This is a genomic window from Virgibacillus sp. JSM 102003 (assembly GCF_041949995.1).
GTDB lineage: Bacteria > Bacillota > Bacilli > Bacillales > Amphibacillaceae > Lentibacillus.
This window is the reverse complement of record NZ_JBHFQH010000013.1, coordinates 68,240-86,187: the sequence shown is the minus strand read 5'-3', so window position 1 is coordinate 86,187 and position 17,948 is coordinate 68,240. Positions and strand designations below refer to the sequence as shown.

The 17,948-nt window shown below is 36.5% G+C and carries 17 protein-coding genes and 1 other RNA gene; 12 read left to right on the top strand and 6 right to left on the bottom strand.

The features are described from left to right. Positions 1–20: 20 nt before the first annotated feature. Positions 21–2,774, bottom strand: coding sequence for a PBP1A family penicillin-binding protein (locus ACE1TG_RS14575; RefSeq protein WP_375053133.1), 2,754 nt, complete (start codon positions 2,772–2,774; stop codon positions 21–23). Between the two features lie 18 nt (positions 2,775–2,792). Next, positions 2,793–3,401 carry a Holliday junction resolvase RecU gene (recU, locus tag ACE1TG_RS14570; protein ID WP_375053132.1) on the bottom strand — a complete coding sequence of 203 codons (609 nt, stop codon included), beginning with the start codon at positions 3,399–3,401 and terminating at the stop codon, positions 2,793–2,795. A gap of 61 nt (positions 3,402–3,462) precedes the next feature. Between recU and ACE1TG_RS14565 the strand changes: the two genes are divergently transcribed. From ACE1TG_RS14565 to ACE1TG_RS14520, 10 genes are all read left to right on the top strand, one after another. Beyond that, positions 3,463–4,416, top strand: coding sequence for a DUF2515 family protein (locus ACE1TG_RS14565; RefSeq protein WP_375053131.1), 954 nt, complete (start codon positions 3,463–3,465; stop codon positions 4,414–4,416). 287 nt (positions 4,417–4,703) lie between these two features. Further along, positions 4,704–4,979, top strand: a complete 276-nt coding sequence (locus ACE1TG_RS14560) for a hypothetical protein (protein WP_375053130.1) — start codon at positions 4,704–4,706, stop codon at positions 4,977–4,979. A 74-nt stretch (positions 4,980–5,053) separates the two neighbouring features. Beyond that, complete coding sequence (locus tag ACE1TG_RS14555) at positions 5,054–5,407, top strand: DUF1798 family protein (RefSeq protein ID WP_375053129.1); 354 nt, start codon at positions 5,054–5,056, stop codon at positions 5,405–5,407. Between the two features lie 67 nt (positions 5,408–5,474). After that, entirely contained in the window at positions 5,475–5,879 is a 405-nt protein-coding gene (locus ACE1TG_RS14550) for a cytidine deaminase (RefSeq protein WP_375053128.1), read from the top strand. Between the two features lie 242 nt (positions 5,880–6,121). Beyond that, the gene (gpsB, locus tag ACE1TG_RS14545) at positions 6,122–6,424 is read left to right on the top strand and encodes a cell division regulator GpsB (protein WP_375053127.1); all 303 of its coding nucleotides are present in this window, start codon (positions 6,122–6,124) and stop codon (positions 6,422–6,424) included. Positions 6,425–6,491: 67 nt separating this feature from the next. Continuing rightward, positions 6,492–6,875, top strand: an RNA gene (gene rnpB, locus ACE1TG_RS14540) — RNase P RNA component class B. A 1,040-nt stretch (positions 6,876–7,915) separates the two neighbouring features. Next, a complete protein-coding gene (locus tag ACE1TG_RS14535) occupies positions 7,916–9,043 on the top strand; it encodes a THUMP domain-containing class I SAM-dependent RNA methyltransferase (RefSeq protein WP_375053126.1) in 1,128 nt (375 codons plus the stop codon). 24 nt (positions 9,044–9,067) lie between these two features. Next, positions 9,068–10,558 (top strand): carboxypeptidase M32, encoded by a 1,491-nt coding sequence (locus ACE1TG_RS14530; RefSeq protein ID WP_375053182.1) that lies wholly within the window; start codon positions 9,068–9,070, stop codon positions 10,556–10,558. Positions 10,559–10,946: 388 nt separating this feature from the next. Continuing rightward, on the top strand, positions 10,947–12,038 hold the full coding sequence (locus ACE1TG_RS14525) for a type III polyketide synthase (RefSeq protein ID WP_375053125.1): 1,092 nt from the start codon (positions 10,947–10,949) through the stop codon (positions 12,036–12,038). Then, positions 12,035–12,544: an isoprenylcysteine carboxyl methyltransferase family protein gene (locus ACE1TG_RS14520; protein WP_375053124.1), complete on the top strand. Its 510-nt coding sequence runs from the start codon at positions 12,035–12,037 to the stop codon at positions 12,542–12,544. Before ACE1TG_RS14525 ends, ACE1TG_RS14520 begins: the two co-directional genes overlap by 4 nt. Before the next feature lie 38 nt (positions 12,545–12,582). Here ACE1TG_RS14520 and ACE1TG_RS14515 read toward each other — a convergent pair whose 3' ends face one another. Further along, the gene (locus ACE1TG_RS14515) at positions 12,583–13,257 is read right to left on the bottom strand and encodes a queuosine precursor transporter (protein ID WP_375053181.1); all 675 of its coding nucleotides are present in this window, start codon (positions 13,255–13,257) and stop codon (positions 12,583–12,585) included. A 244-nt stretch (positions 13,258–13,501) separates the two neighbouring features. Further along, positions 13,502–13,702 carry a cold-shock protein gene (locus ACE1TG_RS14510; RefSeq protein ID WP_375053123.1) on the bottom strand — a complete coding sequence of 67 codons (201 nt, stop codon included), beginning with the start codon at positions 13,700–13,702 and terminating at the stop codon, positions 13,502–13,504. A gap of 345 nt (positions 13,703–14,047) precedes the next feature. On the opposite strand from ACE1TG_RS14510, the gene ACE1TG_RS14505 reads away from it, so the two are divergent. Further along, a complete protein-coding gene (locus ACE1TG_RS14505; protein WP_375053122.1) occupies positions 14,048–15,718 on the top strand; it encodes a formate--tetrahydrofolate ligase in 1,671 nt (556 codons plus the stop codon). After that, positions 15,718–16,308, top strand: a complete 591-nt coding sequence (locus ACE1TG_RS14500; protein ID WP_375053121.1) for an HD domain-containing protein — start codon at positions 15,718–15,720, stop codon at positions 16,306–16,308. The genes ACE1TG_RS14505 and ACE1TG_RS14500 overlap by 1 nt, the downstream gene beginning before the upstream one ends. Positions 16,309–16,364: 56 nt before the next feature. Here ACE1TG_RS14500 and ACE1TG_RS14495 read toward each other — a convergent pair whose 3' ends face one another. Together ACE1TG_RS14495 and ACE1TG_RS14490 are read right to left on the bottom strand one after the other, a co-directional pair. Beyond that, on the bottom strand, positions 16,365–16,727 hold the full coding sequence (locus ACE1TG_RS14495) for a DUF2512 family protein (protein WP_375053120.1): 363 nt from the start codon (positions 16,725–16,727) through the stop codon (positions 16,365–16,367). An 80-nt stretch (positions 16,728–16,807) separates the two neighbouring features. After that, the gene (locus tag ACE1TG_RS14490; RefSeq protein WP_375053119.1) at positions 16,808–17,833 is read right to left on the bottom strand and encodes a C40 family peptidase; all 1,026 of its coding nucleotides are present in this window, start codon (positions 17,831–17,833) and stop codon (positions 16,808–16,810) included. Positions 17,834–17,948 lie beyond the last annotated feature (115 nt).

Genomic DNA, 17,948 nt, shown 5'->3' with positions numbered 1-17,948 from the left:
AAGGTTGCCTCTTTAACTAATTAGTTATTTTGTTCATCATCGGTGCTACCGTCACTACCGGTACCGGTACCACCACCTCCGCCATTTTCTGGTTCGTTAGAGTTACCTTCCACAGTAGCTTGAGTACTGCTCGAGTCGCCTCTGACACCCTGATTAGCACCATTCTGACCAATAGGTGTAACGGTAATAGTGTAAGACCCTGGCGGTGCATCTTCAATCACAATACCCATAGATTCAACAGTTTGCCTATTAACTTCACTGCCATCCTGTGTAACAACTACTTCATAACGTGCAGGCGGTCCCTTATAACCCCAAGACACATCAACATTCGAGCCGGACACTGAAGCACTTAGATTACTAACCGGTGGTATATTGCCTTCACCATCTTCTCCTTCGTCACCTTCATTTTCCTCTTCTTCTTCCTTAGGGACTTTAACAGTTGTAGTTTTCGGTTCACTTGAGTTTGCTTCTGTTTTATTACTAACAGCAACAACCTGAATTTCGTACTCTGAACCAGGTTCTACATTTGAAATTTCAATTGATGTTTCTTCAGTTGAAGACAGATTTTGCATTTCTCCACCATCAACACTTGCACTCACTTCAAATGAGACATCCTCATCTGAATTATATTTCCATTCAGCTTGTATAGTACTGGATTCTTTATCAAAAGTAGCCTCCAGACCCTTGACAGGATCTAACTGATCGTATTTTTCAGATGTTTTAGTCGGTTCATTGCCTTTAACAAACAGCTCTGTCACAATTTCCGAATCTGGTGTGAAGTCGCTTGGAAGTTTAGCTGGTCTTGAACCTTCTTCAACAGCAACCTCTACGACAGAATCTGGTTTCGTAAAGTCAGGCGTATCTTTATCTTTAGATAACTCTGCCATCGTATTTTTAAATAATGCATGGGGAATTTTTGTGTTTGAAATTCCTATATCATTATTATCGTAGCCGGTCCAAATGGAAATAGTATAATTCGTACTGTAACCGCTAAACCAAGAATCTGGTGGCCCATCCACACCCTCACGGTTAGTTGTACCGGTTTTACCTGCTACTGGCAAACCAGGAACATTTGCTTGTTCACCAGTTCCCTCTGTGATAACTGTTTTCAACATATCCGTAATCATATATGCCGTATAATCAGACATTGCTGGTTTTGGTTCCGGTTTTAGATTTACAGTTTTACCACTTTCCGGAAATTCAACTTTTGTAACAGCATATGGCTCATTATAAATTCCTTCATTTGCAAAAGCACGGTATGCTCCAGCTAATTTCGTAGGATTCGTACCTGAGGACCCACCAATGGAATCGGTTAATTGTATTTTCTCATTTTCAAAGTTTATACCTAAGCCATTTGCAAACTCTTTTGCTGTACCTCTGCCAACTTCTTCAAAAGTTTTAACGGCAGGAACATTCAAGGATTGCTGTAATGCATAGCGCATTGATACCCAGCCGTAATAATGACCATTACCAACCCATGTATTAATTTGATCATCAGTACCTTCAATATCATAAGGACCATCATCATTTAACTGATGGTATGTTGACCACTGTTTGTTTTCAATTGCGGGACCGTAGTCAACTATAGGTTTGAATGTTGAACCAGGCTGACGACTTATATCAGTGGCATAGTTATAGCCATCATTTTCAAGACCACCACGTGCGCCGCCAATAGCGCGAATCGCACCTGTTTTCGTATCCAATACGGTCATGCCTGCCTGTAATCTGACCTTATCACCATCAGGATCATCTGGGTTTGTAACTGGTTCTGGATAATTGATTGGGTTACCCTCTTTATCAGATAATAAGAATTCAACGTATTCTTGTGCATCTGTATCGATTGTCGTATAAACTTTTAGCCCGTCAGTATAAATATCTGCGCCATCCATTTTCTGCTTAACTTCTTTACGCACTTTTTGCAAAAAGGCTTCATACGGTGAAGAATCTGAACTATCTTTGTTCAGTAATGACGGAATATCTGTTTTACTTGCTTTGTCAGCTTCCTTCTGGGATATTTTCCCATGCTGTACCATTAGACTCAACACCGTATTCATCCGTTCTTTCATTAATTCAGGGTTTTTGAACGGATTGTATGCTGATGGCCGCTGTGGCAGTCCAGCTAGTATTGCAGCTTCTGGCAATGTCAATTTGCTTAAATCAGTTTTTCCAAAATAGACTTCAGCGGCTTTTGCAACACCATAAGCACCATTACCATAATAAATTTTGTTTAAATACATTTCTAAAATTTGCTGTTTAGAATAATCCTGCTCCAGCTGCAATGCTAACCACATTTCCTGGACTTTAAGACTAATTTTCTTCTCAGGCGACAGGAAAGACTTTTCGACAACTTGCTGGGTAATCGTACTTGCACCCTCAGAACCAAAGCCATCGGTTATGTTGGCTATGACAGCCCCTCCGATACGCCAAATATCGATACCTGGGTGATCATAGTATCTGGAGTCCTCTGTAGCAAGTACGGCATCCTCTAACACATCAGGAATTTCATTATAATCGATTTTTGTGCGTTGTTCTGCACCCAGATCAGCAAAGAGGTTTCCGTCTTTATCATAAATCTTTGATGAAAACGGGACAGATAGTTTGGATGCATCAATTTCTGGTGCTGTGGCAATATAATACGTAAATAGTGCACCAACACCTACACCGATAGCTAGCATTGCTATACCGGTTATCAATAATATTTTTTTCCATAACGGTTTCTTTTTTGATTGTTTTTGCTTTCTTCTTGCTGTACGAGACTGGCCTTTCTCTGCCATAACTCATCTTCCTCCAATCTAAAAATAGAGCTTATCTATAACTGCTAAATAGTTTACTCTTGCTTGATAGTGAAAAGGAATTAAATATCCTTCACTTTTTATTGTGTCATATGGAATTGATTTTCTTCCATTATCAAACTGATAATCCCAAAATGAGAAAAGGGATTCAGCTGGCAGATAATATGTTTCATTATATACTGTAAAACGAATAATTAAAAAGCTAATACCTCCATGTTTAATTATCGATTTCATATGTTTTATCTGATGTTCATGCATATTGGACATTGGAAATCGCGTTTTATTTTTTGTTTCCTTCGCCTCAAAGTCAATATACCTACATTTATAAATACCATTATAATCTGTTGTTGATGCTTGTTTAAAATAGCCCTCGGTAATAACTGCGGCACTCCTTTTGGGATAATGTACATTAACAATTTGAATTGGTGTAGGCTTCTTATGAATAATTGCCTTATCAGTATCCAGGTAGAAGGTGTTCGTTGTATTTATATCCTCCTCAAGCGTCATGCCTCTGTTGCTATAGCCCTGTTTAGAAGGCTGCTGTTGTACATTATTTCTTTGTCCATTTGGATAATTCATTATTTTCCCCCTTGCATATTTAAATATCATATCAAAAATTTCATAAGATGATAACTACAAATTAATTAGACTTCAGAAAGTGGGTGTTATTATGAATTTGAAACAAAGAAATTATAATTACCTCCATTATATTATAAACAAAACAAATCAGCATAACGTTGATAATATTTCCCGAACAAAGGCATATCAAAACTTTTATATGGAGTTCTCTGAGATACAATGGGCATTCATTGCAAGTATGGTTTCCCGGAATGCCGGATGGAATATGACTGACTTATACTTATCCCCATTCCAAAATATTCTCACAAACAATGAAGTTCAGCGGCTTTTCATGACCTATGAACGGGCAAACTGGTTAATTTTTTCTGATGCGTATCCTCAATTACTAGTCTATAAACTATCAATAAACTTAAACAGACCAATGTTCCATCTATTGCCTGAACTCCATGTATCACAATTTATGGTTCGGGAATGGAATCATTACTGGAAAAATAATGATCAGGAAAGACTTATGATTGCCTTAATTATTAATGAACAAAACGTAATTCAAAAACCAGTTATTCAACAGTCTTACTTTAAGTATCATATATTTTTACGTCTTCCATACCTTTTACAAGACTTTTTGTTTATGAATGCGATTATACTTCCAACAATGTCAGGTCGTCTATATGGAGCATTAGTACATGACTTCACTAATTTAACAAAACGTATAACCCTTGGAAAACGTATTTCTTCCACTATTTTTCAGCCAAAGATATATAATCATCTGCTTGAATTTGCTAAGTCAACTGAGCATACAGGGTCTCGCAGAGATTATGAACAATTTATCGGTAAAAAATTTGAGAAAAGTCCTATATTACGTACTGCCTACCCAGTAATCACTCATCAGGATATTATTCGAAAGGATTGGTTTGTTAAAGGGGGGATGAAGAAAAAGTGGTTGAAAACTCCATCACACGGATTAACAGCAGATGTCAGTCATTCTTTCTATAGAAAGAGGAAATTGCTTTATGCCTATTACCACTTAAGAAATAGTATTAAATAGAAAAGGGCCTGTATAATACAAACCCTTTTCTAGAATATTATGTTGATGGACGGTTTGGACCATCTAACTTTTTATCCCCTGTATGATTCCGCTTCTTTTCCCGGCTATTTTCTGCTTTTTGTTGGGATTTCTTTTTTACCATAATGATACCTCCTTTTTTTTAGTTTGGCTGTTTATCAGCGAAACTACACTTGTTTTGCCATTTTTCTTCTAGTTTTGTCGAAGGGGGAGGGATGTTTATTTTTTTCTCGAAAAAGTACCTATAACTTTTAAAAAGGGTGGTTATTATGTCAATTATTAAAGATATGAATCAAAAAGTTCATGGAATAGATAAAAGGAAGTTCAGAAATTCGATCGGAGATTTAGCAGATCAATTAAGATTGATTGAACAAAAAATCACGATGGGAACTGATAACAGCATAGACTTTAATTACCAGGAGCAGCAAAAAGAGGTTAATCGCGTGTATTCATCTGTCCAAAAGATAACGAAAAGAAAAAAGAGAAATACTGATAAGCTTGTAATGTCGAATTATTCCTCTAAAGCTAAAAAAAGATTATCCTAATATGTGCTAATTCAAATTAGTAATGATAAAATATACTTGTTAGAAAATATCTTTAAAAAGGCAGGACAATTTTTATGGAATTAGAATTACAGACAAAGCAATTTAAAGAACATCTAGATAAATTAAAAGAAAGATATGAAGAAAATAACCCTCCCGAGAATAAAAAGGATAAACAGTTTTTCCTGATGGTAAAGGAATATACAACACCTATACATGCATTGCTAGAGGAATGGGAAGAGAAGACACTTCAAGTTGTAAAGGATCGTAAGGTCAACATCCATCCACAGCAAGTAACATCTACACGTGAAAATATGGAGCTATTAATAATGCATAGTTTCTACATCGATGCAAAGCGGAAACGATATATGGAACTGAATCATTCCGTTCACTATGTACTGGATCAATTATTAAGAGAACTTCGTATGTGAAAACTTTACAAGCCCATGTTTTTCTTTTATAATTATCTTCCACTTAACGTGAAGGGGGAAATAAGGTATGAGTGAAATAGAATTAATTCAAGAAGCAATTACTATTCGAAATAAGGCATATGTTCCATACTCAAAATTCCCTGTAGGCGCTGCATTGTTAACCAAAACAGGTAAAATATATACAGGTTGCAATATTGAGAATGCGGCATATCCTGTAAGTTGCTGTGCCGAACGAGTAGCGATCTTTAAAGCAATTGCGGATGGTGAGAGTGATTTCAAAGAAATGGCAGTCGTTGCTGATACTAAACGGCCAGTCCCTCCCTGTGGTTCATGTCGACAGGTGATGAGTGAATTTTTTGATGAGAAACTGACAATACATTTGACTAATTTACATAATAATATTAAAACCGTTACGATGGATGAACTATTGCCTTTTTCTTTTCAGCCGGAAGATTTAACAGAAAAATACTAAAAGTGGAGCTGTTATATCAGCTTCACTTTTTTTGAATTTAAGAGGTATAAATACTTTCTTACTGCCTTGATTTTCTAACATTTAAATAACCCAAAAGACAAGTTCACCTAATAATGTTATACTATGATAAAGGAAGAAATTGTGCATAAATTAAGAGGACAAACAATACAATTAAAATTGACATTTACTTACTAATTATTAAAAGCGTTAAAAACAATTCGAAAAGTATGAGGTGACTTTAAATGAATACAAACCGTATACAGCTCAATGGTAAAGAAATTTTGGAAAAAGAGTTTAAAACAGCAATGCGTGGCTACCACCAGGAGGAAGTTGATGAGTTTCTTGATACAGTTATTCAGGACTATGAAGCATATGAGCAGGAAATCGAGAAATTAAGGCAGGAAAACGATCGTCTAAGAAAACAATCAGATCAAACAAGAACCAGAACTGCAGCAACACCAAATCACCAAGTAAATTATGATATCTTAAAACGCTTATCCAACCTGGAGAAATCAGTGTTTGGTAAAAAATACGCTGATTCATAAATTTAGTTTTATTTACCAATGATGTAAGCTTGTTAATATGTTATAATTTAAATAGCCAAAATGTTGGATACTCACGTAATCGCTGTATATTTAGTATGCAGAGGAAAGTCCATGCTCACACAGACTGAGATGTTTGTAGTGTTCGTGCCTGACGAAATCATAAGTCAGGATAACCTTATTGGTTAATGGCAGTGAAACGTCCTAACTCTTATGATATGGATTAATACACTTGAAAGTGCCACAGTGACGTAGTCGGATTGGAAACATTCCGAGTGGAACGCGGTAAACCCCACGAGTGAGCAACCCAAATATTGGTAGGGGCATCCTTGATTAGGGAAATTGAACCGAAAAAGGGACAAGTAATTTATATTGCTTGTAGATAGATGATTACGACCAACGTACAAGGTTGACCACCGTTTGAGTACATTGGAACAGAACATGGCTTACTGAGTATTCAATGGTCTATACGTAACGAACAAACCTTTCTGATTGTCTCAACTAGGAAGGTTTTTTGTTGTGGAAGAAACTATAATAAGAATTCACTTTGGTAACGTAAAATGTATGCATAAACCTTGAAGGGATAAGAAAGGCTGAAGATACACTACTTATTGACTTTGGATCAATGGTACACATTTGATATAAAATTCGAACTAACACGGGAAAATGGTTGAGTGCTATGACACCGCTTCGGAAATACACTACGCGCACCTAGGGCGGCTGATGAGTCTCCTTGCTCCTACGTCGCTGCGTAGTCTCATCTAGGCCTTTGCTACCACAGGAGTCTCCGTGTATTTCCTCCGCTGGATTGTGTATTACAATCCTAGAAATAAACAAATGTTGTTGTGATGGGTAAGAGAAACTTTAAAACATTTAAATTAACAACTCCAAGGAACGCGCAGTTCTTTATAAATCCAACTGCAGGCTAATACTCCCTTTCACCGACCTGGATACCAAGGCGACATCTGCTCAATCTGACGTTTTACAGTTTCTTCTTAGTCACGGGCATCCTCGTGACGCTAAGAGCGCTTCTCCGGGGTCTTAAGGCACGTACTAAGTTCCCTTTGGCTAAGAGGCAATGTCACGATAAACATTGATTAATTTACAGGATATAGTGAGAGTAAAACCTAGCGAAGGAAATACATGGAGACTCCTGCGGGAAAAGCAACAGCTGAAGATCCCGCAGGAAGCGTTTTTTGCTTCCGAGGAAGCTGAAGCGTTGCCCGCGGAAAGCGAAATGTATTTCCGAAGTGGTGTCATAGCACTCAAGTATCTTTCCGCACTATGTCGCATTTTATATCTTATAGGTACGAAAAACTTTTATCAATGTTGTCAAGGCAACAAGTATAAACGTTTTGAAATTTTCAAAATAGCTGTTTGAGCTTTGTTCTATAGATGCGAAAGTTGAGTAATTCTAGACTTAGTTTTCTATTAGTAATTTTAAAATGATATGGTAAACTATAACTAATTCTTGGAAATGAAAGGACTAAATTTATGGCACAAGAGGTAACATTAATTGCAACAGCTGCTATGGGACTTGAGTCTTTAGTAGCAAATGAAGTAAAACAGCTCGGCTATGAAGTAGAAGTTGAAAACGGTAAAGTTATCTTTCAAGCACCAGTGTCTGCAATCCCCAGGTGTAACTTGTGGTTACGAACAGGGGATCGTGTGAAACTGAAGGTAGGTGTATTCAAGGCATCTACATTCGATGAATTATTTGAGTCAACAAAGGCTTTGCCATGGGAACAATTTATTATGGAAGATGGTAAGTTTCCTGTTTCAGGTAAGTCTGTAAAATCTACATTATATAGTGTTCCTGACTGCCAGGCTATCGTAAAAAAAGCAATAGCTGAACGATTGAAATTAAAATATGGTGTTGCTTCAACGATGCCGGAATCTGGCTCTTTATACAAAGTAGAAGTTGCGATCTATAAGGATGAAGCAATACTAACATTAGATACATCAGGGGCTGGTTTACATAAAAGAGGATATCGTGTTGGACAGGGTGAAGCCCCACTAAAGGAAACAATGGCTGCAGCACTCTTAAAGCTAACAAATTGGAAGCCTGAGCAACCTTTAATTGATCCATTTTGCGGATCTGGTACGATACCGATTGAAGCAGCATTGATCGGTCAAAATATTGCTCCTGGGTTTAATCGTGAATTTGCTTCTGAAAACTGGCCATTCGTTAAAGACCAGTATTGGGAAGAAGCCTTTCAAGAGGCAGAAGATAAGGCAAACTATGATCAATATTTAGATATCACGGGATCGGATATTGACCATAATATGATCAAAATTGCTAATGATAACGCAAAGGAAGCTGGATTAGGTGATCTGATTTCATGGAAACAGATGCAAGTTAAGGATTTGTCTTTACGAAAAGAAAATGGGTATATCGTAGGTAATCCGCCATATGGCCAACGAATTGGGGATCAGGAAGGCGCAGCAAAGTTATATCAGGATTTGGGCAATATAATGAAACAGCATCCAACTTGGAGTGTATATATATTAACTGCGTATGAGGCGTTTGAAAAAGAATACGGACAAAAGGCTACTAAAAAAAGGAAACTATTCAACGGGTTCATCCAAACAAATTATTATCAGTATTTTGGCAAGAGATAGGAGTGGGAATACAATTTGGATAGTATAGAGCAAGCTGAAAAGGACTTTAAAGAATTATTAAATGAACTAGATGTTTATCGTGAAGCAATCACCCTAACACAATGGGATATGCGTACAAAAATTCCTGAAAAGGGAGTAGATCAACGCTCGGAAGTGATTGGTTTTTTATCCGAGAAAGTCCATCTACTTGAAACATCAGAAAAGATAAAGTATTTTATTGATCTATTAAAAGACAGCACTGAAGATGAAATTATTAGGAAAACTGTGAAAGAATGCGAAGAGATTTATGAAAGAAACCGAAAAATACCCAAAGATGAATTCAAGGAATATGTAATGCTTCAATCTAAATCAGAGTCCGTTTGGCAGGAAGCACGTCAGACAGATAACTTCTCCCTGTTTCAACCATATCTGGAGAAGTTAGTTGAATATAATCAAAGGTTTGCAGCATATTGGGGTTATGAAGATAATATCTATGATGCTTTATTACATAATTATGAACCTGGCGTTACAACTGCTACGCTTGATAAAGTATTCCCTGAAGTTAGAAAGTCCCTATCTTCATTATTAAACAAAATTAACCAAAGCAACAGAAAGCCGGATCCAACTGTTTTAATGGGTCATTTTCCTAAAAAAGACCAGGAAGACTTCTCTATTAAAATCTTAGAGCAAATGGGCTATGATTTTTCTTCTGGACGTCTTGATGAGACGGTACACCCATTTGCCATCGCGCTAAATATGAATGATGTACGTATAACGACACGTTATGATGAGGATGATTTTCGGTCAGCTGTCTTTGGTACAATCCATGAAGGTGGGCATGCCTTATACGAGCAGAACATTAGCAAAAAATTAGCTAACACACCGTTAGCAACCGGCACTTCCATGGGTATTCATGAATCGCAGTCACTGTTTTGGGAAAACTTTGTTGGCCGGAATAAAGCTTTTTGGGATAGTAATTACGAATTATTTCAGTCATATGCACCAACCCATTTTCAGCAGCTTCCACTGGATGATTTTTATTGTGCTGTTAATGAAGTGAAACCATCATTAATTCGAATTGAGGCAGATGAGTTAACATATTCACTTCATATTATGATTCGATATGAATTAGAAAAGGCATTAATTAACGACGAAATTAGTGTTAGTGATCTACCACATCTTTGGAACAAGAAAATGGAGGACTACCTAGGGATAAAACCACCAACGGATAGAGAGGGGGTCTTACAGGATATTCATTGGTCAGGAGGTGATTTCGGTTATTTCCCTTCTTATGCATTAGGTTATATGTATGCAGCGCAGTTTCATAACACAATGAAGACCGAAATGAATCTTGATGAATTAATTCGAAATAATCAGTTTGATCAAATACGCAATTGGCTGACAGAAAACATTCACCAATATGGCAAAATGAAGGAACCTCTTGAAATAATTGAGGATGTAACAAAGGAAAAATTAAATCCGGATTACCTAGTGGACTATTTAACGAAAAAATACAGCAAGATTTATAAACTTTAGTATGCAAAAAACAGGGGAGAGGTCCCCTGTTTTTTTGTTATAGCGGTTAAGAAAGCATTCCATTCTTACTGCATAATTGCAACTAATGCTTCGCATGAAGCCAGCTTTTCTAATCAGTTATTTCCAACTGGCCAACCAAACGGTGGTGAACCAGGAGGTGAATGCTGAATAATCTTTATAAAGGAATGGTATATGCAAATAGAATTAATGCTATTGTAAATCCTATCCAAAGTTTCCAATTTCCTAGGAACTAATTGTTCAATAACAGCTGATATCAAAGGGCTTAAAGGGATTAGAAGCAATATGTCTATAAAAGTTATGAATAATGTGTGAAGAAACTGTTATATTTTTGTGTAAACGAAACAAACTAACCTAAAAAGGTGAGTCCATGTCGTTTATATGTTCAGTTGGATTAGGTATTCCTGCAAATGAATTATCTCAGTCTTCAGTTAAAAATCTGGTCAGGGACATTTTTACATACTCTGAAAAACAATTATCCAGATTATTACCTGTATTTGACCATGCAATAATTGATAAAAGACAGTTTGTAGTGGGGGAGGATTGGTTTAAAGAAGAACATTCATTTCAAGAAAAAAATGATTTATATCATAAAAACGCTATAAGTTATTCATTACAGGCAATGGATGCATGTCTAACTAATAAAGAATTTCTTGAACAAGATATTCCGTATGAAGCGATTGATTTAATTATTTTTGTATCCAGTACTGGAATTGTTACTCCCTCGTTAGATACATATTTAATGAATGAACGGCCAATCCGGGAAGATGTTTCTAGGATGCCATTATGGGGACTGGGGTGTGCTGGAGGAGCAATAGGAATTTCCCGGGCCTTTGACTGGCTTACAGCCCATCCTGAAAAAACTGCGCTTATTGTATCATGCGAGCTATGCAGTCTAACATTTCAAAAAGACGATAATCAAAAAAGCAACTTAATTGGTACAGCTCTGTTTGGAGATGGAGTGAGTGCTGCGTTGTTAGTTGGTGAACGGTCAGAATATCTAGCTTCAGTCAAAGAAGTTAAGCCACAGATCAAATGTACAAGCTCAGCGACTATGAAGAACAGCAATTCAGTGATGGGATGGAATATTACCAATGATGGATTAGAAGTAGTTTTTTCAAAAAGTATTCCAGCACTAGTGCAGACATTCTGGAGGAAGCATATTTTATCATTTTTGCAAGATAATATAATATACAAAAATGAAATACATTCAATTATTGCACACCCTGGAGGTAAAAAGGTATTAGAAGCTATGGAAGTTGTTCTACAGGTCCCGCAAGAAAAGTTTAAACATTCGTATCGTGTACTTAAAAATCATGGAAACATGTCATCAGCAACCGTTTTTTATGTGCTGCATGAATGGTTAAAAGAAGAGATTCCTAAAAATGAAAAAAGCATATTATCAGCTTTAGGGCCAGGCTTTAGTTCAGAATTACTAATATTGGAGTGGAATGAAAGATGACAACATGGATGTGGCTATTTATAATTGCAGTTATTGCACAAAGGTTGGTAGAGCTTAACATTGCCAGGCGTAATGAAAGGTGGATGAAAGATAGGGGAGGTATTGAAAAAGGGGAGAAGCACTATAAATGGTTTATATGGCTTCATAGCATCTTCTTTTTGTCGATGATTTTTGAAGCGGTTTTGAATCAAAGCAATATTGGTATAAATTATCTTTTAATCACTATATTTTTATTAACACAACTAGGAAGAATATGGTGTATTCATACTTTAGGTAAATTCTGGAATACGAAAGTTATTGTTCTGCCAGGGGTTTCGCTGATTAAAAAAGGGCCATATAAATACGTGAAACATCCTAACTATATTATTGTTGCTATAGAATTATTTGTAATTCCCTTCCTTGTTGGAGCATATTTAACTGCATTTGTATTTCCGCTTCTGCATGTTCTTCTATTAAAAATAAGAATTCCACGTGAAGAAAAGGCATTAACAAAAGCAACTTTATAAAACAATAGAGGATAGCAGATCTGCTACCCTCTTTAGGCTTATTTTTTATGCAGTTTTTTAGCAATATACATAAATGGTGTATCAATTAGTGCTACTGCAAATTTAATTATATACGTGGTAAAGAAAATTTCCAGCCAAACAGAAGTAGGATATTCACCATAAAATGCAATTGTACAGAAAACAGCTGTATCAAGGAGCTGACTGATAACTGTACTTCCATTGTTACGAATCCACAAATTTTTATCTGAAGGAAACAATTTACGGAGTTTGTCATAAATCCAAACATCGAAATATTGACTAATAGCATAAGCTGCAAGACTTCCTGCAGCAACACGTGGAATCATTCCAAAAATTGTTGCAAGTGATTCATGAGCAATATCGTCTGATCCAGGTTCGAATACAAGTACAATCTGCATCATAATAGTCATGGTTATTAGAGTGGAGAATCCCAGCCACACAGCTTTTTTTGCATCCTTCTTACCGTACTTTTCATTTAAAATGTCTGTTGCAAGGTATGCTGTGCCATAAATGATATTACCCAATGTCGCAGTTAGCCCAAATAGCTCAACAGTTTCCAGCACCTGAATATTTGCAATTACAGTTGCCATTCCTATCCAGGCAAAAAGCCCCATTTTTCCAAACAACCGGTAAAACAGCAATAATAATGAAAAGTTAACAAGTGCAAACAATACCCAGATTATTTCATTTGGCATCATAATAAATTCCTCCTTAGTTTTGATAACGCGGGAGTTTGCGAACCGCGATTAAACGACAGGATTCATTATACGTATTTAGTGTTTGAGAAGCAAGGGTGAGAACATGAAGTGTACCGGACATATTTGAATGCTGCCTTCTTGGATGGGCATTAGTAGACAGTTATTTGGTGTGGATAATAATGGTGTTAAAACCAAAAAAAGCGGTAATCTTTTTCAGATTACCGCTCTATATATTGTTGAGTTATTTTTTAGTTACATTAGCAGCTTGTGGGCCACGTTCGCCTTCTACAATTTCAAAAGAAACTTCTTGACCTTCTTCTAAAGTTTTGAAGCCTTCTTCTTGGATAGCAGAATAATGTACAAATACATCATTTCCTTCTTCCAATTGAATAAAACCATAACCTTTTTCTGCGTTGAACCATTTTACTACTCCGTTTTCCATGTAAATAAATCCTCCTAAAAGCTTTCACGTAAAACGTGTTAATACAAAGCAGATAAATGAATATTAAAAAAAGACACCCTTTTATAGAAGGTAGGATCACTAGTACATCCACTTCTATAGAAGTTGCCTGTCGTTAATGAATCCATACATCTTCTTTGCTTATGTCTAATATAGCCCATTTTAGTCTTTCCGTCAAGGATATAGGCGTAATAAAGTCAATTTTTTTTAAACAAATCAAACATAGTTATGTTTCTTAGTTGTATATTGTAAACGCTTTAAATCTTCAAAAGTAATGTGAAAATAATGATAAATACGTTACACTATATATTGAGAGGAGGAATATATATGAAATCAGATATTGAGATAGCTCAGCAAGCCGAACTAAGACCAATTAGTGAAATTGCCACAGGACTAGGTTTAACTGAAGAAGATTGGGAACCACATGGTCATACTAAAGCAAAGTTGTCTGATTCTTTATTAGACAATTTAAAAGATAAACCAGAAGGTAAGATTATACTGGTAACATCAATCAATCCAACTCCTGCTGGGGAAGGGAAATCGACTGTTACTGTTGGGTTAGGACAAGCACTTACAAAATTAGACAAAAAAGGGATTATTGCATTGCGAGAACCGTCAATGGGACCTGTTATGGGAATGAAGGGTGGAGCAGCAGGTGGGGGATATTCGCAGGTGCTGCCAATGGAAGATATTAATTTACATTTTACAGGTGATTTACATGCAATAACAAGTGCAAATAATGCGTTATCAGCCATGATTGATAACCACATACATCGGGGAAACGAATTAAACATAGACCCCCGTCGGATCGAATGGAAACGAGTAATGGACATGAATGACCGAGTATTGCGTCAAATAGTAGTCGGCTTAGGGGGACCTTTACGGGGAGTTCCAAGAGAAGACGGATTTACCATTACGGTAGCCTCAGAAATAATGGCTATTTTATGTTTAGCAACAAATCTTGAAGATCTGAAAGGAAGAGTCGCAAGAATAGTTATTGGCTATACATATAATGAAGAGCCAGTAACAGTCAGAGACTTAAAAGTAGAAGGCGCTATTACTCTGTTACTAAAAGATGCCATTAAACCCAACATGGTTCAAACCATTGAAAATACACCAGCAATTATTCATGGTGGTCCTTTTGCAAATATTGCACATGGCTGCAATAGTATAATGGCCACAAAAATTGCGGCTAAGCTAGGGGATTATGTTGTAACTGAAGCAGGATTTGGTGCAGACCTTGGTGCCGAAAAGTTTCTTGATATTAAATCCCGTGCTGGCAACTTTGAAACCGATGTGGTCGTAATTGTTGCAACAGTCCGTGCACTAAAAATGCATGGAGGAGTCGCAAAAGACAATTTGACTGTCGAGAATCTTGAGGCACTAAAAGCAGGAATGGAAAATTTAAAAAAACATATAGAAACCATTGAAAAATTTGGATTGCCCTTTGTCGTTTCCATTAATAAATTTCCAGCAGACACACAAAATGAGATTGACTTTATTAAAACATGGTGTGAATCCAAAGATTTTGAAGTTGCACTAAGTGATGTTTGGGCTAAAGGCGGAGCCGGAGGTATTGAGCTCGCTGAAAAAGTAATTGAAAAGGCTAACTCTCATGAAAGGAATTTCAAACGTATCTATGAATTGGATGAAACGTTGGAAGCAAAGATTAGAAAAGTAGCAACAGATGTTTATGGCGCTGATGATATAGAATTGTCACAAAAAGCCAAAAAACAGCTTGCGTTCTATGAAAAACAAGGATGGGGAGATCTTCCAGTATGTATGGCTAAAACACAATATTCTTTATCTGATGACCCTTCCTTGGTAGGCAGACCTAAAGGTTTCACTGTTATGATTAGAGAACTAAGGCCATCAATTGGAGCAGGTTTTATTGTTGTGTTAACAGGCGATATGATGACAATGCCTGGTTTGCCCAAAGAACCAGCTGCACTGAAAATGGATGTTGCTGAAGATGGTAAAATCGTGGGATTATTTTAATGAACAATACGGAAAAATTAGATGCTATCCGGTTATATATATACAATATTTTTTCCAATGATACCTCTGGTCATGATTACTATCATATGAAACGGGTAGCTAAAATGGCAAAAACCATTGCAGAGCAAGAGGGAGCAAATCAATTTATAGCAGAAGCTGCAGCATGGATACATGATGTTGGTGACCGAAAGCTATTTGCAAATAGTTCAAATGAAATAAACAAATTAAATGAATTTTTACTGACAATAAATTGTACTTCAGATCAATTAAAGCAGATTAAGGCGGCTGTTAGAGATGTATCGTTCAGTAAAGGAAGAATTCCTGTGACACAGGAAGGTAAAATTGTTCAGGATGCAGACCGGTTGGATGCAATAGGAGCTATTGGCATTGCACGAACTTTTGCATATGGCGGTTCAAAGGAACAGCCAATATGGGACAACAACACTAAAGATAATACATCAGTTCAGCATTTTTATGATAAACTGCTAACGCTCAAAGATTTGATGCACACCTCTAGTGCAAAAGAAATTGCTGAAGAACGACACAACTTTATGGAAAATTATTTGAATCAATTTTTTCAGGAATGGTAATTTGATCGAGAAGTATTAATAGTCGAGCAGAACAATTCTACTCGACTTTTAATATGTTATTCACTTACTGTTTCTTTTTTTACCCTGCCACTGTCCAAAAGCCAATTATGCTGAAATATTTCTGTCACAGCTAGTAGAGCACCGGTCAAAACAGCTCCCAAAAAAGTTACTTCCGTATCTGCAAATAACATCGCTCCAAAGTAGACTATTAATGTTGAAGCAACAAAATCCATGAAAGTACTTAACCAATTTGTTTCTTCACGTAACATAATTCTCTCCATAAAATATCCTACAAAAGCTAACACAACCCCTAGTATAATTGGCTGATACCAGTACCCAAAGTCTACATTTGGAAAGATCCATGCAGCTAAAAACAAACCAATTGGACATACAAGTAGCTTTACAACTAATCCTGTCATAATAACCCACCTTTACGGCTTAATACAGATAGTATTAATAATAAAGGCAGAATCTATTCAGTTGTGGCGAATCTAAGTAATTACTTTACTCTCCTTGCACCTAAATATCTTTGATCCCAATACGAAGTACTTAACTTACTTATCTCTACTCCACGTGATTCGCCAGCATGAATAAATTTTCCATCACCAATATATATTCCCATGTGCGATGGTCCTGGTTTATACGTCTCAAAAAAGACCAGATCTCCAACAGAGGGACTATTAACATGTTGGGTGAAATTCCATGCATCACTTACAGTTCGTGGCATGACAATGTTTTGCGTTTTAAATATATATTGAATAAACCCACTGCAATCAAAACCTCCAGGTGACTCACCACCCCAAACATATGGGGTGCCAATTTGCGCATATGCCGCATCAATTGCTCCTGAAAAATTTGTGCTTGTAACTTCGACCTTTTTTGCCTCTTGTGTTTTCTCTTTTACTTCCTGTTTAGCCTTTTGTTCAATGTTCTGTTCATTATTTCCGTCTTTTTTATACAAGGCTGTTAGCGACGATTCTGTTACTTGTTCTGTTTCATCAATCAGTTCTAATCCGTGTTCTTCTTCAGCAATTTCTAATGCTTTTTTAGTAAGTGGACCATAAATTCCATCTATCTCTCCCTCATAATAACCAAAGTATTGTAAAGCATGTTGGGCAATCTTTACATCGTCACTTTGCATCCCAGGATAGATGGATTCAGACATTTTGTTAATTTGTTCCATATACTTTTGCTTTTCTTTATTAATAATAGTGGTTAAGGTTTTTATATCTGCTTGGCCGTTAATTGTTATGTTATTGTCTTCCTGAAACTTTTTTAAAGCATGTTCGGTTAAAACTGTAAAGTCACCGTTAATTTCATCATCATAGTAGGATAATTTGTTTAATTTATGTTGTAGAACACGAACTGACTCTCCGTGCTCTCCATATTGTAAATGCTCCGCTTCAAGTAACTGCTTATTTTGAAGGACAGGATATGCATCAACATAGAAAGCAAACGGCTGACTTAACACGTAGCTATATAGAACAGATTGTTTAACTACATGTTCTACAGTACCATTCAGCATACAAATATCCCCTTTCTTGGCTGCTAAGTAAGTATAAATACCTGCTTACTGCATACGTGAAACTAATACTTTCCCATTAAAGATTGGTGATAAGCCAAGTTTTCTAATGTGGCTC

Excerpts from the sequence above, each read along its gene's own strand:
- recU (WP_375053132.1), bottom strand. The coding sequence starts at position 3,401 with ATGATATTTAAATATGCAAGGGGGAAAATAATGAATTATCCAAATGGA.
- ACE1TG_RS14525 (WP_375053125.1), top strand. The coding sequence starts at position 10,947 with ATGTCGTTTATATGTTCAGTTGGATTAGGTATTCCTGCAAATGAATTA.
- ACE1TG_RS14555 (WP_375053129.1), top strand. The coding sequence starts at position 5,054 with ATGGAATTAGAATTACAGACAAAGCAATTTAAAGAACATCTAGATAAA.
- ACE1TG_RS14515 (WP_375053181.1), bottom strand. The coding sequence starts at position 13,257 with ATGCCAAATGAAATAATCTGGGTATTGTTTGCACTTGTTAACTTTTCA.
- ACE1TG_RS14575 (WP_375053133.1), bottom strand. The coding sequence starts at position 2,774 with ATGGCAGAGAAAGGCCAGTCTCGTACAGCAAGAAGAAAGCAAAAACAA.
- ACE1TG_RS14495 (WP_375053120.1), bottom strand. The coding sequence starts at position 16,727 with ATGACAGGATTAGTTGTAAAGCTACTTGTATGTCCAATTGGTTTGTTT.
- ACE1TG_RS14560 (WP_375053130.1), top strand. The coding sequence starts at position 4,704 with ATGTCAATTATTAAAGATATGAATCAAAAAGTTCATGGAATAGATAAA.
- ACE1TG_RS14500 (WP_375053121.1), top strand. The coding sequence starts at position 15,718 with ATGAACAATACGGAAAAATTAGATGCTATCCGGTTATATATATACAAT.
- ACE1TG_RS14535 (WP_375053126.1), top strand. The coding sequence starts at position 7,916 with ATGGCACAAGAGGTAACATTAATTGCAACAGCTGCTATGGGACTTGAG.
- ACE1TG_RS14505 (WP_375053122.1), top strand. The coding sequence starts at position 14,048 with ATGAAATCAGATATTGAGATAGCTCAGCAAGCCGAACTAAGACCAATT.
- ACE1TG_RS14550 (WP_375053128.1), top strand. The coding sequence starts at position 5,475 with ATGAGTGAAATAGAATTAATTCAAGAAGCAATTACTATTCGAAATAAG.
- ACE1TG_RS14520 (WP_375053124.1), top strand. The coding sequence starts at position 12,035 with ATGACAACATGGATGTGGCTATTTATAATTGCAGTTATTGCACAAAGG.
- gpsB (WP_375053127.1), top strand. The coding sequence starts at position 6,122 with ATGAATACAAACCGTATACAGCTCAATGGTAAAGAAATTTTGGAAAAA.
- ACE1TG_RS14510 (WP_375053123.1), bottom strand. The coding sequence starts at position 13,702 with ATGGAAAACGGAGTAGTAAAATGGTTCAACGCAGAAAAAGGTTATGGT.
- ACE1TG_RS14490 (WP_375053119.1), bottom strand. The coding sequence starts at position 17,833 with ATGCTGAATGGTACTGTAGAACATGTAGTTAAACAATCTGTTCTATAT.
- ACE1TG_RS14565 (WP_375053131.1), top strand. The coding sequence starts at position 3,463 with ATGAATTTGAAACAAAGAAATTATAATTACCTCCATTATATTATAAAC.